13 protein-coding genes are annotated in these 18,380 nt (G+C 53.9%); 12 read left to right on the forward strand and 1 reads right to left on the reverse strand.

The window, feature by feature from the left end; all coding sequences use genetic code 11:
* Nucleotides 1–91 precede the first annotated feature (91 nt).
* The 8 genes from NLK58_RS16930 to NLK58_RS16965 all read left to right on the forward strand — a co-directional run bounded on the left by NLK58_RS16930 (nucleotide 92) and on the right by NLK58_RS16965 (nucleotide 13,042).
* Entirely contained in the window at nucleotides 92–1,363 is a 1,272-nt protein-coding gene (locus tag NLK58_RS16930; RefSeq protein ID WP_053114389.1) for a site-specific integrase, read from the forward strand.
* Entirely contained in the window at nucleotides 1,360–2,949 is a 1,590-nt protein-coding gene (locus NLK58_RS16935) for a tyrosine-type recombinase/integrase (RefSeq protein WP_053114391.1), read from the forward strand. The genes NLK58_RS16930 and NLK58_RS16935 overlap by 4 nt, the downstream gene beginning before the upstream one ends.
* Complete coding sequence (locus NLK58_RS16940; protein WP_053114393.1) at nucleotides 2,946–5,147, forward strand: hypothetical protein; 2,202 nt, start codon at nucleotides 2,946–2,948, stop codon at nucleotides 5,145–5,147. The genes NLK58_RS16935 and NLK58_RS16940 overlap by 4 nt, the downstream gene beginning before the upstream one ends.
* A 2-nt stretch (nucleotides 5,148–5,149) precedes the next feature.
* Nucleotides 5,150–5,548, forward strand: a complete 399-nt coding sequence (locus tag NLK58_RS16945; protein WP_053114395.1) for a hypothetical protein — start codon at nucleotides 5,150–5,152, stop codon at nucleotides 5,546–5,548.
* Nucleotides 5,549–5,852: 304 nt separating this feature from the next.
* Nucleotides 5,853–6,416: a recombinase family protein gene (locus tag NLK58_RS16950; RefSeq protein WP_273096316.1), complete on the forward strand. Its 564-nt coding sequence runs from the start codon at nucleotides 5,853–5,855 to the stop codon at nucleotides 6,414–6,416.
* A 42-nt stretch (nucleotides 6,417–6,458) separates the two neighbouring features.
* A complete protein-coding gene (locus NLK58_RS16955) occupies nucleotides 6,459–8,444 on the forward strand; it encodes a class I SAM-dependent DNA methyltransferase (protein WP_053114399.1) in 1,986 nt (661 codons plus the stop codon).
* Nucleotides 8,441–9,838: a restriction endonuclease subunit S gene (locus NLK58_RS16960; RefSeq protein WP_273096318.1), complete on the forward strand. Its 1,398-nt coding sequence runs from the start codon at nucleotides 8,441–8,443 to the stop codon at nucleotides 9,836–9,838. Before NLK58_RS16955 ends, NLK58_RS16960 begins: the two co-directional genes overlap by 4 nt.
* A gap of 18 nt (nucleotides 9,839–9,856) precedes the next feature.
* Complete coding sequence (locus tag NLK58_RS16965; RefSeq protein WP_053114407.1) at nucleotides 9,857–13,042, forward strand: type I restriction endonuclease subunit R; 3,186 nt, start codon at nucleotides 9,857–9,859, stop codon at nucleotides 13,040–13,042.
* A gap of 37 nt (nucleotides 13,043–13,079) precedes the next feature.
* Here NLK58_RS16965 and NLK58_RS20665 read toward each other — a convergent pair whose 3' ends face one another.
* The gene (locus NLK58_RS20665) at nucleotides 13,080–13,619 is read right to left on the reverse strand and encodes an ImmA/IrrE family metallo-endopeptidase (protein ID WP_082220563.1); all 540 of its coding nucleotides are present in this window, start codon (nucleotides 13,617–13,619) and stop codon (nucleotides 13,080–13,082) included.
* A gap of 368 nt (nucleotides 13,620–13,987) precedes the next feature.
* On the opposite strand from NLK58_RS20665, the gene istA reads away from it, so the two are divergent.
* The 4 genes from istA (at nucleotide 13,988) to phnD (ending at nucleotide 18,380) form a co-directional block, all read left to right on the forward strand.
* Nucleotides 13,988–15,532, forward strand: a complete 1,545-nt coding sequence (istA, locus tag NLK58_RS16970; RefSeq protein ID WP_318256802.1) for an IS21 family transposase — start codon at nucleotides 13,988–13,990, stop codon at nucleotides 15,530–15,532.
* A gap of 14 nt (nucleotides 15,533–15,546) precedes the next feature.
* Nucleotides 15,547–16,302, forward strand: a complete 756-nt coding sequence (gene istB / locus NLK58_RS16975; protein ID WP_011784510.1) for an IS21-like element helper ATPase IstB — start codon at nucleotides 15,547–15,549, stop codon at nucleotides 16,300–16,302.
* A 372-nt stretch (nucleotides 16,303–16,674) separates the two neighbouring features.
* Nucleotides 16,675–17,520: a phosphonate ABC transporter ATP-binding protein gene (gene phnC, locus NLK58_RS16980; RefSeq protein WP_376788054.1), complete on the forward strand. Its 846-nt coding sequence runs from the start codon at nucleotides 16,675–16,677 to the stop codon at nucleotides 17,518–17,520.
* The gene (gene phnD, locus NLK58_RS16985; RefSeq protein ID WP_026949876.1) at nucleotides 17,517–18,380 is read left to right on the forward strand and encodes a phosphate/phosphite/phosphonate ABC transporter substrate-binding protein; all 864 of its coding nucleotides are present in this window, start codon (nucleotides 17,517–17,519) and stop codon (nucleotides 18,378–18,380) included. The genes phnC and phnD overlap by 4 nt, the downstream gene beginning before the upstream one ends.

Below are 18,380 nucleotides of genomic sequence, written 5' to 3' on the forward strand. Positions count from 1 at the left end.
TCAAAGCAGAAAAACAAAAAGTTAAGTTTTTCTTGTGCAAGTCCCTGTTCGTTACTATACTTAAAAAAGTCACGTTTTAAGGAAGAACAATATGGGTCATCAAGTTATCGAGCAAGTGGTGAATGCTGCGCGAAGAAAGCTGCTTGTGCAAGACCTCATTCCCCTCTACTACCCAAATCTGTACGCAACCTTTGAACTGTCAGGCAAGGCCCTCGAAACCACGAAAAAGTATCTTGAGCACTTGGCCGTTTTTGAGGGCTTTCTCGCTTTCTCATCCATCGATTTGATTTCCCGCCTAGAACAGCGTCCCAAGTCAAACTACCTGACGGACAGCGAAATTTCTCGGTTTGTATCAGACGCAGGGTTCCACAAGGAAACCTTGGCTAAGAAGTATGCGGGTATGCGCTTGCATCCAACTGCATACAAATCGGTTGGTAAGGTCCATGCGAAGCAGCGCCTTGAAGCAGTGCGCGATTACCTAGCTTTTTTATACGAAAAGCTGGGTGATGACCTGACGCGATACGAAGCGGTTGACGATGTTAGGAAGCGATTCAACCGCAAGATTAAAGCTGCTAGTCCAGGGTGGAAAAAGACGCGAATCGGTGAGGTGAAAGGGCTGACAGATGGGGAACGAGATCAATTGTTGGAGGTCATGCATCCGGAAAGTCCCGCAAATCCATTTGCAAATGAAGCTATTAAGCTGCGTAACTTCATCATTTTGTTGCTCGGTCTCGATATGGGGTTGCGCCGTTCTGAAATGCTCTTGATTAAGACTAGCGATATTCACTGGCACAATCGTCAGCTCGCGGTGGTCAATATCGAAGATGAAAGCATGGACCCGCGTAGGGTGGCCCCGCAATTTAAAACCCACGAACGCATGCTGGTCATGACCGATGAAGTCTACGACGCGATCATTGAATATGAGTCGAAGTATCGGCGCACAAAGCCCCGTCAAGGTTCATCGCAGGCGAGAAAGCATCCTTTTTTGCTTGTTTCTCATAGAAAAAATGAAGGCGAGGCGATGAGCATTAAAGCGCTGGATGGCGTTTTTGCCCGAGTCGGAGAAGTAGTGCCTGAGCTGGCTCACATCCACCCTCACATTTTGAGGCATGACTCGGTCTACACGATGCTCGAAAGCATGCGCGAGGAGCTTGAAACGCTCACGCCAGAGGACCGCACAACTCAAGTTCAAAAGACGCTTACTTGGATGTTCGGGTGGAGTCCTGAATCGCACATGCCGGGTCTATACGGAGCGAAATTTTGGAAGGAAGAAGCAGATAAAGCGATGAAGAAGCGCTCCGGGAGGCTTAAGGCGATCCGTGAAAATGTTGAGGATAAAGTGCGAAAAGGAGCTACGAAGTGAATATTCCCGTCAGTGCACTCCAAGCGCCAACGCAGGATACCCTCGATGCGTGGTTGAGCGCGCCTCGCCTCGCTAAATGTGGAAAGTTTTTCACGCCCTCTGAACCGATGTGGTGGCCTGACAGAGCAAGTAATTGGGCTGTTAACTGGCAAGCCGCAATAGTCTGTGTCGCGTCCGAATGGCAACGCTGGTTACACGCCGCCTTGGCATACCGCATGGCAGATGTGTCACAGGCAACTATTTCAGGCGTTGCCAGTGTGCTGTCGAGGTCTGCGGAAGCAGGGTTTAATCCCCTCAATGAAGATCACCTGACCGAACTGCGGGAACGCTTTAACACCGGGGAGTTTGCTACTCTGGCCAGTTTCATGGAGTTCTGGCACACCTGTGAGTCTGTTAGACAGCGTCCTTGGCAATCCCTAATAGATGCGTACAAGGGGCTGCCGAGGAAAAAGTGTGTCCAGAAGGATGTCATCCTGAGCTTGGACCCTGAGCAAGGCCCTTTTACGCAGGCGGAGCAGGACGCCCTACACCAGTGGGCGCATGAGCAATTTTGCCACGCTAAGTTAGACCCTGAGCAATACCTCTATTTGCGCTTGCTGATGATTTACGGGCAGCGCAGCGTACAGCTGCGCATGCTGGTTTTTGATGATTTCATCAAAACCGATGAGGGCTACAAGATCAGGCTCTTTTGGGCGAAACAAAGAGACGACGATGCGGGCTGGCGAGCAAAGGCAGAGACGTTTAGCCTGGATGAAGACCTCTACAACACCGTGCAGGCCTATAAGGCGATAATCCTCGCCAGACTCTGGCAAGAATATCCAAGCGGCGCCGATTGGGATAAGGCGATCAAACACGTGCCTCTTTTTCGACGTAAGTTACAAGAGGTGGGCGTCGGATCTTTTAACCCACCAGTTTTGATTGGTCTCCCCAATCAAAAAGCACTGGAAGACGCGCCGAAACCTGAGTTTCATGTCCGAGCAAGCGGGGTAAGATTTTGGCTTTATCGCATAGAGCGTATGGCTGATTTTCCGATTTCGCACCGCACACATCAGCCGCTGAAAATCAGTCGAGGCCATCGGTTCAGACACACCCTCGGCACGGACCTATCCAATGCAGGGCTGGACGAGTGGTCGATGGCAAATGCACTGATGCACAAAGATACTCGTACAGCCCGGAAGTACCGAGCGGTCTCCGTTGAGTTGATGAATTTAATTGATGCGAAGATGAGTGATCATCTCGCGATCGTTGTTGGTGCGTTTACCGGCACTATTGTGACGGATCGTGCCTCAGCGAAGAACGGGAACCTAGTGGATCGGCAGATTGAGGATCTTGCGGTCTGTGGTGCCGATGCTGCCTGCCATCTGGACGCGCCCTTTACCTGTTACGGATGCGGTAAATTCCAACCACTTTTGGAGGCGGATCACGCTGCCGCACTTGAGCGGTTGGAGCGTCGTCGAGCGCAAGCAATTGCCATGGATAAAACCACGGGAGTGCTCTGGGATCGTGCCATTTTAGCCTGCCGCAAAGTTATTCTCGATTGTCGGGACATGCGCCAAGTAATCCAGTCAGAGGGATGTGGCGCATGACTAACTTCGTCGACTTTAAGCCGAAGATTCACCTGGATGCCGAAGCACAATTAAATGCGTTTATTCAATGGGCAAAAGCAATCCTTCCAAAGGGAATTCCGGATCGGGTTTACAGGAGTATTCGCTGGGAAGACAAGAGTTGGCATGCTCACGGTTTTGAGGGTTGTGCCTTCACGGCGATTACATCGACTAGGTCGACTCAAGTGACGATGCCGCCCCCCTTCTCGGACTTCGCCAAGGCATTGATGGTGTACCGCCGTGTCTATCAGACAAAGAAGTCGATGAAGGCTTGGTTAGATGCCGTCAAGGCCCTTGAGGCCGCACTGGTCGAATTGACCTGTACGCGGGATGTGACGAGAGTTTCAGCGGCTGTATGTAATCGAGCCTGCGAATACATGCAAACCCATTGGGTAAAAGGCAATACGGCGTACGTCACCAGCAAGGCTCTTGAGAAGATCATCACCCTGATGAAGGACAAACAGCTGCTCAAGACTAATTTTCGGTGGACTTCTTCGCTCAAAGTTAGACCCGTTGGTACGCTGAAGCAGCAAAAAGCGAATCGTGAGCAGAAACTTCCCAGTACCGAAGCGATAAAGGCTTTGGGGGAGGTGTTTAATAACGATTTGATCACTCCTATGGATATTGTCGTGACATCGGCGAGCGCTTTTTTGCTCAGTGTGCCCAGTCGCATTGGCGAGTTGGCCGATGTTGAGCGCGATTGCGTGGTGTTCAAAGAGGATGATAAAGGCCATCGGCGCATGTTCTTGCGTTGGTACGCCGAAAAGATAAACAAGCCAATGCTGAAACCTGTCGTTAAACCTGAGATGGAGTCGGTCTTAGAGCGTGCCATTACGTTGTTGAAACCGGTTACCGATGACGGGCGGGCCTACGCCGCATGGCTGGAAGATCATCCCGATGAATTTCCACCCCATGAAGGAGTGCCAAAAAAGGGCGCCGATGACCTGCTCACCTATGCAGAAGCATGTGCAGCTTTTGCATTGTCCACCAAAAACGCCAGCCCGCGAGGGGTTTTCAAACAACACATTTTGAGGGGCGTCGAGAAGCGACGGGCGATCAGCCCAGCCGCTAAAGCGATATTGGACGAGATACGCGAGGGTTGGGACACAGGTAAGAGAAAATCAATCTACATGAAGGGCAAGATTGGAGTTCAGGGTTATAAGTTTAACGACAGGGGCGAAATTACGCTGCGCAAACTTAATGTCCTGATGCGTGAAAAATACTTGCCTAAACACTTCCCGTACACAACACCCTATACCGAGGGCAAAGAGCGGGTGAAGTACCGTGATGCGCTGTTCACTGTGCGCACAGGCATTCTGGCAGATGAAACGGCGGGCAACCCCGCTAGGGTAAAAGGTCTCGGCGTAGAGATCGCCGCCAACGCAGACCGTATGAGGGTCCAGTTGGGAGGCGGCCCCGTGCTCAGCATCTTTGAGCGCCATGGCTACCACGGTGTGAAGGTGAGGACGCACGCCTTCCGTCACCAGTTGAACACGGAGATGCACAGAGCAGGCCTGTCACAGTTGCTGATCGACGCATTTTCAGGGCGCACGACTATGGGGTCTGTATACAACCATGAGACCGTCGAGGAGCGCACCCAGACTGTTGCGGCCTATCACCCCAAAACGAAGCATAGCAATGCCGCTCAGCGGTTGGAGAAGGTCAAAACAAATCAACCTTTGAGCCTCAGTGATGTGAGAGATCTGCATGAGGATGATCAGGACCGGGTCATCCATCAGACCCACGTTGGAATCTGTGTACACAACTTTGCCGCCGAACCCTGTCCGAAAATGGGGGCGTGCTTGACCTGCGGAAAGCTCGGTTGTGTAAAAGGTGATGATGTGAAACTTGCCAATCTCAAAGAAGAGGGTGAGGACCTTAAACGCCGCTACAACAAGGCGCTTGATGCGCAGTCTCGCGACATTTTTGGGGCCTCAGAATGGGCTAAAAAAGTGGGTATGGATCTCTATAAGTGTGACGCGCTGATCCAAACCCTGGAGAACCCTGATCTCGAAAACGGCGACATCGTGTGGAATGTCGATAACGGTTGGACACTGACAAACAATGCCGCATCAATGGCAGGGTTGATCGATGCCAAAGTCATTGAGGCAGAAACTGAACAACAGGCGTTGCCATCGTTGGATGAGTTGTCGGCAATGCTAGATGAGATCAAGGTATAGCGATGGGGCACTTAACGGAGAGGGATGTAAAGCGCATCATCAAATTAATTGAGGAATGGCAGGAGCCAAAGTTAACGTGGCCGTTACTCGTAGACGCGTGCAAAGAAAAACTGGGTATCAGTCGCGCTCGGCAGTCCCTAATGAAACTGCCCGCCGTCGATATGGCGATGAAGAACCGCAAAGCCGCATTGAAGGCCCCGATGGAAAAACCGGGATGGATAAGTGACATTCACAAGGCGAATAAGCGCATCGAAGAGCTGACCGAAACCAATCAAAAGCTCAAGGCTATCAATCAGAAGCTCGTTGAACGCTTCCTCATTTGGCAGGCAAACGCTGATATGCATGGGTTGACCCAGTCGATGCTTGATCAACCAGTTTCGCAGCTTCGGAAAAGAACCTGATCGAGTGCACAAAATAGCATTCATAGGGAGTTCAAAGGCAGAATTGTTGTGCAATATTTGGGCACGTGCAGTGGTCCCATGTCCGTCTCGTTAAGCAGGCGTAAAAGCTCAATGGTGCGTTGTGCTTATCCTCTGAAACTCGATGAGTCCGTTTTCATTTAACCCTCAAAGCGAAACAATTATTCACTACAGAAAACGGTCGTTTGTTGGACGCCTAGAGCTCTCCCTTGAAAACCTGCAATTTTCCGTTGTTTTCTGTCCATAAATCACGTACAAAAAACTATGATTAGAAAAGGTGCGTTTAATGATCATAGGCTATGCGCGTGTCAGTACTCAGGATCAGAACTCTGAGTTTCAGGTGGACGCTTTGGAAAAAGCTGGGTGCGAGCAGATCTTCCAGGAAAAGGTTACCGGCAAACTTCGCGAGCGACCCGAGCTGTCGCAGTGCCTTCGTACCCTCCGGAAAGGGGACGTTCTCGTCGTCTGGAAGCTGGATCGGCTGGCACGCTCACTGAAAGACCTGGTTGAGATCGTCCAGGATCTGAATGATCGAGAAGTTGGCTTCAAATCACTTACCGAGGCAATCGACACAACCAACTCAGGCGGACGCCTGGTGTTCCATATCTTCGGCGCATTGGCTGAGTTCGAGCATGATCTGATTAGAGAGCGCACAAAGGCTGGTCTTCAGGCAGCCAGGGCGAGGGGACGTAAAGGTGGGCGTAAACCATCAATGTCCGACTCAGATATCCGTAAAGCAGCGGCCATGCTCTCTGACCCTCAAATCACGAAAACAGAAGTTGCGGCTCACTTCGGTGTAACTCGAACGACGTTGAACGCATCACTAAAAAGAATTGGATTGGCTGCCTGAGATAAGCGCCGCCCGACAACATGCTGTATTGGAGCTCCACGGATGACTGACGACAAAACCAACCACTCCCAAACCGCCGCTTTTATATGGTCGGTTGCCGATCTCCTGCGCGGTGATTTCAAGCAGAGCCAATATGGGCGCGTCATTCTGCCGTTTACTCTGCTGCGTCGTCTGGAGTGTGTGCTGGAGCCAACGAAGGCTCAGGTACTCTCCGCGGCCCAGGAACACCAGACCAAACCGGATGCAGTTCGCGAGAAGCTTTTGCTCCGGGCTGCCGATCAGCAATTCTTCAATGCCTCCCCCTTGAGTCTGGCTACCCTATCTGACAGCCAGACGGCCGACGATCTGATGAGCTATGTTCAGTCGTTCAGCCAGGACGCCCGGGAGATCTTCGAACATTTCCATTTCGAGGACTTCGTTCAGCAGCTCAGCTCCAACAACTTGCTCTATCAAGTCGTTCAGCGGTTTGCCAGTATCGATCTGAGCCCGGCAACCATCAGCAACTTCGGTATGGGGATCATCTTCGAAGAATTGATCCGTAAGTTCGCCGAGAGCTCCAACGAAACTGCCGGGGAGCACTTCACCCCCCGGGACATCGTTCACTTGACCACTTCTCTTGTCCTCACCGGACAGGAGAACCGACTCTCGCCCAACAGCATTGTGACCATCTATGATCCCACGGCGGGTACCGGTGGGTTCTTGTCCGAAGGCGACGAGTACATTCAGCAGATCAGCGAGAATGTCACCGTCTCCCTGCACGGCCAGGAGCTGAACCCTGAGTCTTACGCAATCTGTAAGGCAGATATGCTGATCAAGGGGCAGGAAGTCAGCAATATCAAGCTGGGGAATACCTTGTCTGATGACCAGCTGGCTGCCAACAAGTTTGACCTGATGCTCAGTAACCCGCCATTTGGTGTGGAGTGGAAAAAGGTTCAGAAGCAGGTCACCGACGAGCACAAACACCGTGGTTTCGATGGTCGTTTCGGACCTGGTTTACCCCGCGTTTCAGATGGCTCCCTGCTGTTCCTGATGCACCTGGTCAGCAAGATGCGAGATGCGCGTGATGGCGGGGCCCGGATCGGCATCATTCTCAATGGTAGCCCGCTGTTTACGGGTGGTGCTGGCAGTGGCGAATCTGAAATCCGGCGCTATCTGCTGCAGAACGACATGGTCGAGGCCATCGTGGCCCTGCCCACGGATATGTTCTACAACACCGGCATCTCCACCTATGTGTGGGTGCTCTCCAACAACAAACCGGCCGAACGCAGAGGCAAGGTCCAACTGATCGATGCAACTGACCGGGCGACCAAAATGCGTAAGTCCCTTGGCAGTAAGCGCCAGTTTGTCAGCGAGTCCGACCAGGACGAGATCGTGCGGATGTATGGGGACTTCCAGGAAACCAAGAAAAGTAAAACCTTCCCCATCGAAGCCTTCGGTTACCGACGTATCACGGTGGAGCGTCCGCTGCAGCTGAACTTCCAGACTTCAGAAGAGCGCATCGCTCGGATTGCGGATGAAAAAGCCATCCTGAAAATGGATCAGGAAGACCAGGGCAATATCCACGCTGCCTGTCGTGCTATGGATGCCAAGACGGTCTACCGGAATCGCAAGCAGTTCCAGAAGGCCCTGAAGGCTTCGCTCACCGATCATCAGGTGTACCTGAGTGCGCCTCAACTGAAAGCCCTGCTCAATGCCTTGAGTGAGCGCGACCCAGAGGCGGATATTTGCACGGACAGCAAAGGCAATCCAGAAGCCGACACGGGTCTCCGGGACTATGAGAACGTGCCCCTAGCAGAGTCTGTGTATGACTACTTTGAGCGGGAAGTGAAACCCCATGTGCCGGATGCTTGGATCGACGAGTCGAAGCGGGACGACAGAGATGGTGAAGTAGGCATCGTGGGCTTCGAGATTCCGTTTAACCGGCACTTCTATGAGTTCACGCCGCCGCGTCCGCTGGAAGATATCGATGCTGATCTGAAGCAATGTACGGACCGGATCAAGCAGATGATCGAGGAGTTGTCTGCATGACTTTTCAGATGTATTCGAGTTACAAGGATGCTGGCTTCGTGGGGCTTGACCAAGTGCCGTCACACTGGGACGTTCTGCGATTTAAACAGGTGTTTGGGGAGGTAAACGAACGCTCAACAACAGGTGAAGAGGAGTTGCTCTCGGTTTCGGAGTATTACGGAGTGAAGCCACGATCACAAAAGATTGATGAGGGCGAACACCTTAGCAGAGCCGAATCGTTGGAGGGCTATAAGCTTTGCGACGAGGGTGACTTGGTAATGAACATTATGCTTGCGTGGAAGCGCGGACTTGGCGTGACAAACTATCGGGGGATCGTCAGCCCTGCTTATGCCGTGTTCCGGCTCGTAAGAGATGATTTTCCCTTTTATTACCATTACTTGCTACGCAGCAATGAATACATCGGTTACTTCAAAACCTTCTCATCTGGCGTTATTGATTCTCGCCTGAGGCTGTATCCCGAGGTATTTGGTCGACTTACGGCTATTGTGCCTCCTCTCAACGAACAAACCCAAATCGCCCGCTTTCTAGACCACGAAACCGCCAAAATCGACGGCCTGATCCGCGAGCAGGAACGCCTGATAGGGCTGCTTCAGGAAAAGCGCCAGGCGGTAATTTCTCACGCGGTAACCAAGGGCCTGAAGCCGGATGTGCCGATGAAGGACTCCGGGGTGGAGTGGCTTGGGCGTGTGCCGGCGCATTGGACGAGCAGCTCAATCAAGCGGTTCTGCTCCCTCGTTAAAGATGGTACGCATTTACCTCCTCCGCGCGTTTCGGAAGGAATACCTCTGCTCAGCGTCCGGAATATTGTGGGCGGAGAATTCGTTAGGCGCTCGGATGATTCGAAGATTTCTGAAAACGATTACGTCGCTCTTTGTCGATCTTTCACGCCACAGCAAAGAGACGTTTTGCTAGCTATTGTTGGTGCAACGCTTGGTAAAACGGCAATAATTTCTGATGCTATGGGACACTTTCACATCCAGCGTAGCTTGGCATTATTTCGCGCGGACGCATCGAAGCTAAACCCACACTGGCTGCACTGGGTTTTTCAAAGTGCAGGCTTTCAGAGCCTCTTGTGGGAATATGCGGGTTTTTCAGCCCAACCAGGTATTTATCTCGGCACATTGGCTTCATTTAAAATTCCTGTTCCTCCGATTAAAGAGCAAATTGAGATTAACGAGTGGATTGGGCGTCAAATTGATCCAATGAACACGTTAATTAAGGAAGCGGAGAGCGCTGTTTTGTTAATGAAAGAACGTCGTTCTTCTTTAATTTCTGCTGCCGTTACAGGGAAGATTGATATTCGGAATTGGCAACCGCCGGCAGATAGTATGGTTTTGAACGAAGGGGCGAGCGAGCTAGGGGTCGAGGAGACTGCGGCGGGCCGAAAGGTTTGAAGGATACAAGGAGTAGTCATGGCTGACAGCCGAGAGAGAGCATTCCAAAACGACATCATTACGACCCTGAGCGACCAGGGCTGGCTGGTAGGCAAGGCGTCGGACTACGACAAGGTGCAAGCTCTGTATCCGGAAGACCTGATCGGTTACTTCCAGAAGGCTTGGCCAGATCGTTGGGAAAAGTTCTGTAAGGGCAACCCGCAGAACCCGGAACAAGTGCTCATCCAGAAAACGGTTCGGGAGCTGGAAAAGAAAGGCACGCTCGATGTGCTGCGCCATGGCTTCAAAGTACCGGGTGTAAAGGTCGATCTCTGCAGCTTCAAGCCGGATCACGGCATGAACCCAGACACGGAGCGCCGATACAACGCCAACCGGTTACGTGTGGTCGAGGAAGTCTCCTATTCGCCTCATGCCCGCACCGGTGACTACAATCCCCGTCTCGACCTGGTGCTCTTCGTGAACGGGATTCCGACGGCGACACTGGAGCTCAAAAGCGAGTTCAAGCAGACCGTGGAACACGCCAAGCGCCAGTACAAAAAGGATCGCCCGGTAAAGGATCCGGTTACACGTAAGCCGGAGCCATTGTTGACGTTCAAGCGTGGGGCATTGGTCCATTTCGCGGTCAGCCAGGACGAGGTGGCGATGACCACCCGGCTGAATGGAAAGGACACGTTCTTCCTGCCGTTTAACCGAGGCACGGCTGATGGTGGTGCCGGGAATCCCCGCGCCGAGGATGAGGGTAGCTACGCCACGGCTTACCTATGGGAGCAGCTGTTCCAGAAAGACGCCTGGCTTAAGGTCCTTGGCCGTTTTCTGCACCTGGAAAAGAAAACCGAAGAAGATTTCCATGGCAACCGGAAGACCAAGGAAACCCTGATTTTCCCCCGGTACCACCAGTGGGACGTGGTCAACCATCTGATTCAGACGACCCGCGAAGAAGGTGCCGGCAAGCGCTACCTCATCCAGCACAGTGCGGGCTCCGGCAAATCCAACTCCATTGCCTGGGCGGCCCATCAGCTGGCGCAGCTCTACGATAACGAGGGCAATAAGCTGTTCAGCTCGGTCATCGTCGTGACCGACCGAACGGTGCTGGATAGCCAGCTTCAGGACACCATCTACCAGTTTGAGCACGCTCAGGGCGTGGTTCGACCCATCAATCGTGATTTGGGCAACCAGAGTAAATCGGAGCAGCTGGCTGAAGCTCTGGCCGAGCAGACCCGTATCATCATTGTGACCATCCAGACCTTCCCGGCGTTGTTCGATGCGCTGGAGAAGTATCCCAAACTGGCGTCCGGACGGTACGCCGTCATTGCGGACGAGGCTCACTCTTCGCAAACTGGCTCTTCCGCAACCAAGCTGAAGGCCATCCTGGGTGGTGATTTACCTGAAGGAGAGGAAATCAGTGCAGAAGAGCTGCTGGATGCTGCCGTCTCTGCGCGAAAGCCTAGTCAGGACATCAGCTACTACGCTTTTACCGCGACGCCTAAGGCCAAAACCATTGAGCTGTTTGGCCGTGAGCCGGATCCGTCACAGCCTCGAAGTGAGTCCAATAAGCCTGAGCCTTTCCATGTGTACTCCATGAGACAGGCCATCGAAGAGGGTTTCATTATCGATGTACTACGGCGCTACACCACCTATGCCGTCGCCTGGAAGCTGGCTCACCCGGACGCAGAGGACGATGAGGTCGACTCCAAGAAGGCCCGAACCACACTGGCCAAGTGGGTGCGCCTGCACCCTTATAACATCAGCCAGAAGGTTGAGGTGATCGTAGAGCACTTCCGCGAGAATGTCCGGCACCTGCTGGATGGCCAGGCCAAGGCCATGGTGGTGACCAGCAGTCGGCAGGAGGCCGTGCGTTACCAGCTGGCCTTGCAGCAGTATATCCAGGACAAGGGCTATCAGGACGTTCACCCCCTGGTGGCCTTCTCCGGAAGTCTGCCACCCGATGACGTGATCCCGGAAGAAGTCACCGAAACCAGCAGCCTTTTGAACCCAGGCTTGAATGGCCGCGATCACGCCAAGGCGTTCGAGACGGACGAGTACAACGTGATGCTGGTGGCCAATAAATACCAGACGGGCTTTGACCAGCCGAAGCTGTGCGCCATGTACGTGGACAAGAAGCTCAAGGGTGTGGAGTGCGTTCAGACACTCTCACGGCTGAACCGGCTGTTCCCGGGCAAAGAAACCTTCATCCTGGATTTCATCAACGATGCTCAGGACATCCTCGACTCCTTCCTGCCGTACTACAACAAGGCTGAACTGACCGGGGTTTCTGACGCCCAGGTGGTTTATGACATCCAGGAAGCTCTGGATGCCGAGCAGGTGTACCACTGGGACGAAGTAGAAGCCTTTGCGCGGGCGTTCTTCGATCCCAAAGCAGAATCCTCCAAGCTCAGCTATTACTGCCAACCGGCCCGGGAGCGCTTCAACAAGCGGTACAAGCTGCTTCACGACGAGCGAGCACAGGTCCGAGCGGCCCGGAAACAGGCTGAGGCTGATGGGAATACCATTGGTCTGAAGCAGGCCGACGCATCTTTGAAGGAGATTGACGAAGGTCTGGATCAGCTCGATCTGTTCAAGAAAAACCTTGGAAGTTTTGTTCGGACCTACGAGTTCCTGTCCCAGATCGTATTTTTTGAGGATTCAGAGCTCGAGCAGTTGTGTGTTTTTTCAAAACACCTGTTACCACTGCTGCGCCAGGAGGTTTTGGACGATGATGAAATTGATATCTCAGAGCTAGCACTGAGTCATTACCGAATCACCAAGCGAAAGGAGCATGAGCTGCGATTAGAGGGGGAGGATGACCCGGACGGCTTGGATCCGATTACAGGTGTTGGCACCGGAAAACCTCATGATATAGAGATGAAGCGCCTCTCCGAAATCATCGAAAAGTTAAATGACATCTTCGGTGCTGAAGTCAGTGATGAAGACCAGCTGCACTTTGCCAATGGCATTGCTGATCGGGTTCGCCGGGATGAAGCAGTGATGGCACAGGTAAACAGCCATTCAACGGATCAAGTGATGCATGGGCTGTTTCCGAAGCGGCTTACCGATTTGGTTCTGGATTCGATGACGGATCACGAAAAGCTGTCGATGGAAATTTTGGATAATGAAGATAATCAAAAAGCTTTCGCACTTTTGATACTGAGGCTGTTAACGGAACAGCGCCGAGAGATTATGAGCTGGGTAACCCCTGATCCTTAATATTGAAGAAACGATTTAATGCGTAAGCTTGGCACCTTTAGGGCATATCTCCAAAGAACTCTCCTTGAATGAACAAGAGGGTTTTAGCATAAGCTGTTAAGGACACTGCTGACAGGGTAATTTCCCACCCTGATGGACAAAGGGTGGGTTGATCCTGAGATGTTAATGTGACTCCTTCGTATGACAGCCGCACTGGATTTAATTTGGTCCCTCGAGCCGCAAAAAAACTGTGGAAGTGGGGGTTACTCCAGCCCCAGAGAATACGATTACAACTGTCTACCATCACAATAGCACATGGTTTAAATGATACCTCCACAAGTCTGCAAGCAGTTGCTGTCAAACTAGTGTGATATCGGGCAGCGAGACTAGCGGCCAGCTCAAGGTTGAAAATTTTCGCGTTAACCACCTGTCCCCGAATATCCGAAGTTGGCATTAACAAGTTTGAGGCAAAAACATTCGCCTCTCGCTCAATATCTATCCCGTGGGGCGGACCGCCCAGATTCTCTATATCTTCTGCGGAACAGCGTATTTCTTTACGGTCTTTGTGTAGGCAATAATGGCCAAGCTCGTGGCCAATGGTGAAGTTTTTTGCCCACGCTTAAGGCCACACCTTGAATTGCTGCCCGTTTCCAGATCCACCCCACCATAGTCAGCACCTGGAAGCGCGACCTATTGGAGAGCGCGTCCGACCTCCTCGAAGGCAAGAGTATAGTTGCATATTCCGGCCCATCGTGACCGCCCATTCCGTTTGAACGTGACCGCCTGTTCCGGGCGATCGTGACCGCTCATTCCGTTTTATCGTGACCGATTTCGGGTAGTTTTCCGGAATCGCCGGTCACGATGCCGGAATCACCGGTCACGTTCCTCCGGAATCCCTGCCAACACGCTGGAATTCTTCAACTTTATCCGGCATACCCCTTCCTTTTTCATCACGAGGAAGGGCAGATGCCGGCAGCGAGGATTTCCATGCGACAAATCATCGAGGTCTTGCGCCTCAAGTACGAAGCGGGCCTGAGCCACGAACGCATTGCCCGTGCCTGCGGGCTCTCCAAGGGCGTGGTCGGCAAGTACGTCAGCCTGGCCACCGCGCAGGGCATCACCTGGCCGTTGCCGGAAGGCACGGATGAAGCACGGTTAGAGGCCCAGCTGTTCCCGGCCAAGACGCCGCGCGAACGCTTTGCCGAGCCCGACTACTTCCAGGTCCATCAGGAACTGAAGACCAAGGGCGTGACCCTGCAACTGCTCTGGGCTGAGTACGTAGAGCGCCACGGCGACAAGGCTCGCCGGTACAGCCAGTTCTGCCATCACTACCGGCTCTGGCGCGGCCGGCAGCGACGCAGCATGCGTCAGGTCCACCGGGCCGGTGAAAAGATCTTTATCGATTACTGCGGCCCCACCGTGCCGGTGGTGGACCGCAGCACTGGCGAGATGCGCAAGGCCCAGGTCTTTGTGGCCGTGCTGGGTGCGTCCAGCTATACCTTCGCCGAGGCCACCTGGAGCCAGAGCCTCCCGGACTGGGTCGCCTCCCATCAGCGCATGCTGGCGTTCTACGGTGGCGTGCCGGAACTGCTGGTTCCGGACAATCTCAAGGCAGCGGTCACCAAGGCAGACCGATACACGCCCCAGATCAACGAGACCTATGCGGAACTGGCCGCCCATTACCAGACGGCAGTCTTACCGGCACGCCCCTACAAGCCCAAGGACAAAGCGAAGGCCGAAGCCGCTGTGCTGCTGGTTGAACGCTGGATCCTGGCCCGGTTGCGGCACCGAACGTTCTTCTCACTGGCCGAGCTGAACGCAGCCATCGCCGGACTGCTACCGGCGCTGAACCAGCGCCGGTTCCAGGGGCGTTCCGAGAGCCGCCAGAGTCTGTTCGAAACGCTGGACCGACCCGCACTGAAGCCACTGCCGGCAACGCCCTACGTTTATGCCGAGTGGCGTAAGGCACGACCGGGCATCGACTACCACATTGAGATCGACAAACGGCTGTACAGCGTGCCTCACGCTCTCGTGGGCGTGAAGCTGGATGTACGGGTGACCGACACCGCCGTGGAAGTCATGCACAAGGGCCAGCGGGTGGCGTTGCATCCCCGCCACGGCAAGAGCCGCTTCGTCACCCTGACCGAGCACATGCCCAAATCCCACCAGGCCCATCAGAACTGGTCTCCCGGACGGTTCCTGAACTGGGCCGCGGACATCGGCCCCGCCACGCTCGACGTGGTGCAGCGACAGCTCAAGGATCGCCCCCATCCCGAACATGGCTACCGGGCCTGCCTGGGGCTGTTGAACCTGAGTCGACGTTACAGCCGTGACCGGCTGGAGCAAGCCTGTGCCCGGGCGCTGTCCATCAACTCGGCCAGCTACCAGAGCATCACCTCGATCCTGAAGCAGGGCCTGGATCAGCTTCCCCTGACACTGACCGAGGAAGAACCGGAACTGGCCGATCTGCCCGTTCACACCAACGTTCGTGGCCCCCACTACTACCACTGATCCCGGAGACACTGATGTTGACTCAAAACACTCTCGACACCCTGCGCCAGCTCAAGCTGACCGGCATGTGCGATGCCCTGGAACAACAGCGGGCGCAGCCTGACACCCACGACCTGGCGTTCGAGGAGCGTCTTGCCCTGCTGGTAGATCGCGAAGTGCTGCACCGCGAAAACCGGCGACTGGAGCGGCTGCTCAAGGCCGCCCGGTTGCGTGTGCCGGCCTGCATTGAAGATATCGACTACCATCACCCGAGAGGGCTGGAGCGCTCCCGCATGGCCGGACTGGCCAGCTGTGACTGGATCCGCCAATCCCTGAACCTGTGCATCACCGGGCCCACCGGGTGCGGTAAGACCTGGCTGGCATGCGCCCTGGGCAACCAGGCCTGCCGGCAAGGCCTCTCAGTTCGCTACCTGCGGGTACCGCGTCTGTTCGAACAACTACGCATCGCCCATGGCGATGGCAGCTATGCCCGGCTGATGAACCAGTTGCTAAAAACCGACCTGCTGATCCTGGATGACTGGGGCATGCAGAAGGTAACCGCGCAACAGCGACAGGACCTGATGGAAGTGATCGAAGACCGGCACGGCAGGGGTTCAACTCTCATTGCCAGCCAGTTACCCACGGAGCATTGGCACGATTACATCGGCTCCGCCACGCTCGCCGACGCCATCCTGGACCGGCTCCTGCACGGCGCTCACCGGCTCAATCTGAAGGGGGAATCACTGCGAAAAGCAAAAACACAAAAGACGGAATCTGTTGACCCATCGTGACCGCTCAGAGTACAAAATCGACTCCAGCGTGATGGCCGTGTGCAAATCGGTCACGATCCCCGGAATGACCGGTCACGTTCGCCGGAATACGCAATAGTCGGTAAGCAATTCGATGAACTCAGCACGGACGAACTGTACCGTGAGATTCGCCGACTGACGGTGGAACGCAATTTTTGTTGCTTAAGCTCCTGGGTGGCTCGTTCCACTTTGGCTGAGCTCCATGTATTTCACAGAGCCCTTCGGAAAATCCTTGCGAACCAAAAGCACTTCATCAACCTGTCACGTCAGTGACACGACAGTGTCATCCCTCAGCTTTACCGTTCAATTGTAACTCGCAATACGGCGAGCTTATTTATTGCAAAAGGTGATCCTGTGGCCCCAACTCAATCAACCAATGTGATGCTTCGAGTCGAGAGTATGGGCGTAACCTACCCGGGAAACGTCCTCGCGCTCAAACCCACCAACGTTCACTTTCACAAGGGCGAATTCACCGTGCTACTGGGACTTTCAGGCGCGGGTAAATCCACTCTGCTTCGTTCACTGAATCACCTGGTTAAGCCCACAACCGGGAAGGTTGTGTCTGGCGAGTTTGGTGAACTGACCAACCGTAGAATCCTGCGACAGCACCGCAGCCGCACCGCCATGGTGTTCCAGCATCACCAGCTGATCGAACGATACACCGCGTTACAGAATGTGCTGACAGGCAGACTTGCGTATCACGGTACTTGGCGAAGCCTGCTTCCCCTGCCCCGGCAGGACCTGGAGTTGGCTCTGCAATGCCTCGACCGCGTAGGTCTGGCTGACAAAGCGCTTTCCCGAGTAGATCAGTTGTCCGGCGGCCAGCAGCAGCGGGTTGGAATCGCCAGAGCATTGGTGCAGCAACCATCCATGATTCTTGCCGATGAGCCCGTTGCCAGCCTGGATCCGGCCACTTCTGAAAAGGTACTCGGCCTACTGCGCGATATTTGTCAGGAAGATGGAATCACCGCGGTTATTTCCTTGCACCAATTGGAATACGCCCAGCGTTTTGCAGACCGGATCATCGGCCTTTCGAACGCTCATATCGTTTTTGACGATGCTCCTGAAAACCTGAAATCGAAACACCTGGACGAGATTTACCACCGTTCACCCAGCGTGGTAGCTGCGGAAGGCAAACCAGCCATCCATAAACCTAAGACCACCCTGATAACGACAGACGTACTGGAGATAGCACAATGAAGACAATGATTCACTCTTTGCTGGCTCTGATAATGATGCTCGGCATCCATTGGTCAGCCCATGCCGCAGATACAGACCCTGATCTTTTGAAAGTTGCCTTGCTGCCGGATGAGAACGCGTCAGAACTGATCAAGCGAAACCAACCTTTGAAGGATTACCTGGAAACCACTCTTGGTAAGGAAGTAGAACTGATTGTTACCACCGATTACTCCTCCATGATCGAAGCCATGCGTTTTGGCCGAATTGACCTGGCTTACTTTGGTCCGTTGTCCTATGTGATGGCCAAGAGTAAGAGTGACATTGAACCCTTTGCCGCCATGGTGGTAGACGGGAAGCCGACTTATCGCTCCATCATTATTGCCAATGCAGACTCTGGCGTTGGCTCCTTCGCGGATATCAAAGGCAAGAAAATGGCCTACGGTGACCGCGCATCCACTTCCAGCCACCTGATCCCCAAGACCGTACTCCTTGAGAAGGCAGAGCTCGAAGCCGGAAAGGACTATGAGGCTCATTTCGTCGGTAGCCATGACGCTGTTGCGGTTAACGTCGCCAATGGCAATGCCGACGCCGGAGGGTTGTCCGAAGTTATCTTCGAGCATGTGATGGACCGCGGCTTGATTGATCGGAGCAAGGTCAAGGTGCTGGGCTACAGCGGTGACTTTCCTCAATACCCCTGGGCCCTGCGTTCGAACCTGGCCCCTGAGCTGAAGAGCAACATTCAGAAAGCCTTTCTGCAGATCGATGACCCGGAGATTCTCGACAACCTGAAGGCTGAGGGATTCGCGGCAATTACCGACGAAGATTACGATGTCATCCGCGCTATGGGTGGCCTGCTCAATCTTGATTTCGCAAAAATGTGA

Source organism: Marinobacter metalliresistant, assembly GCF_038098645.1.
Taxonomy (GTDB): Bacteria; Pseudomonadota; Gammaproteobacteria; order Pseudomonadales; family Oleiphilaceae; genus Marinobacter; species Marinobacter metalliresistant.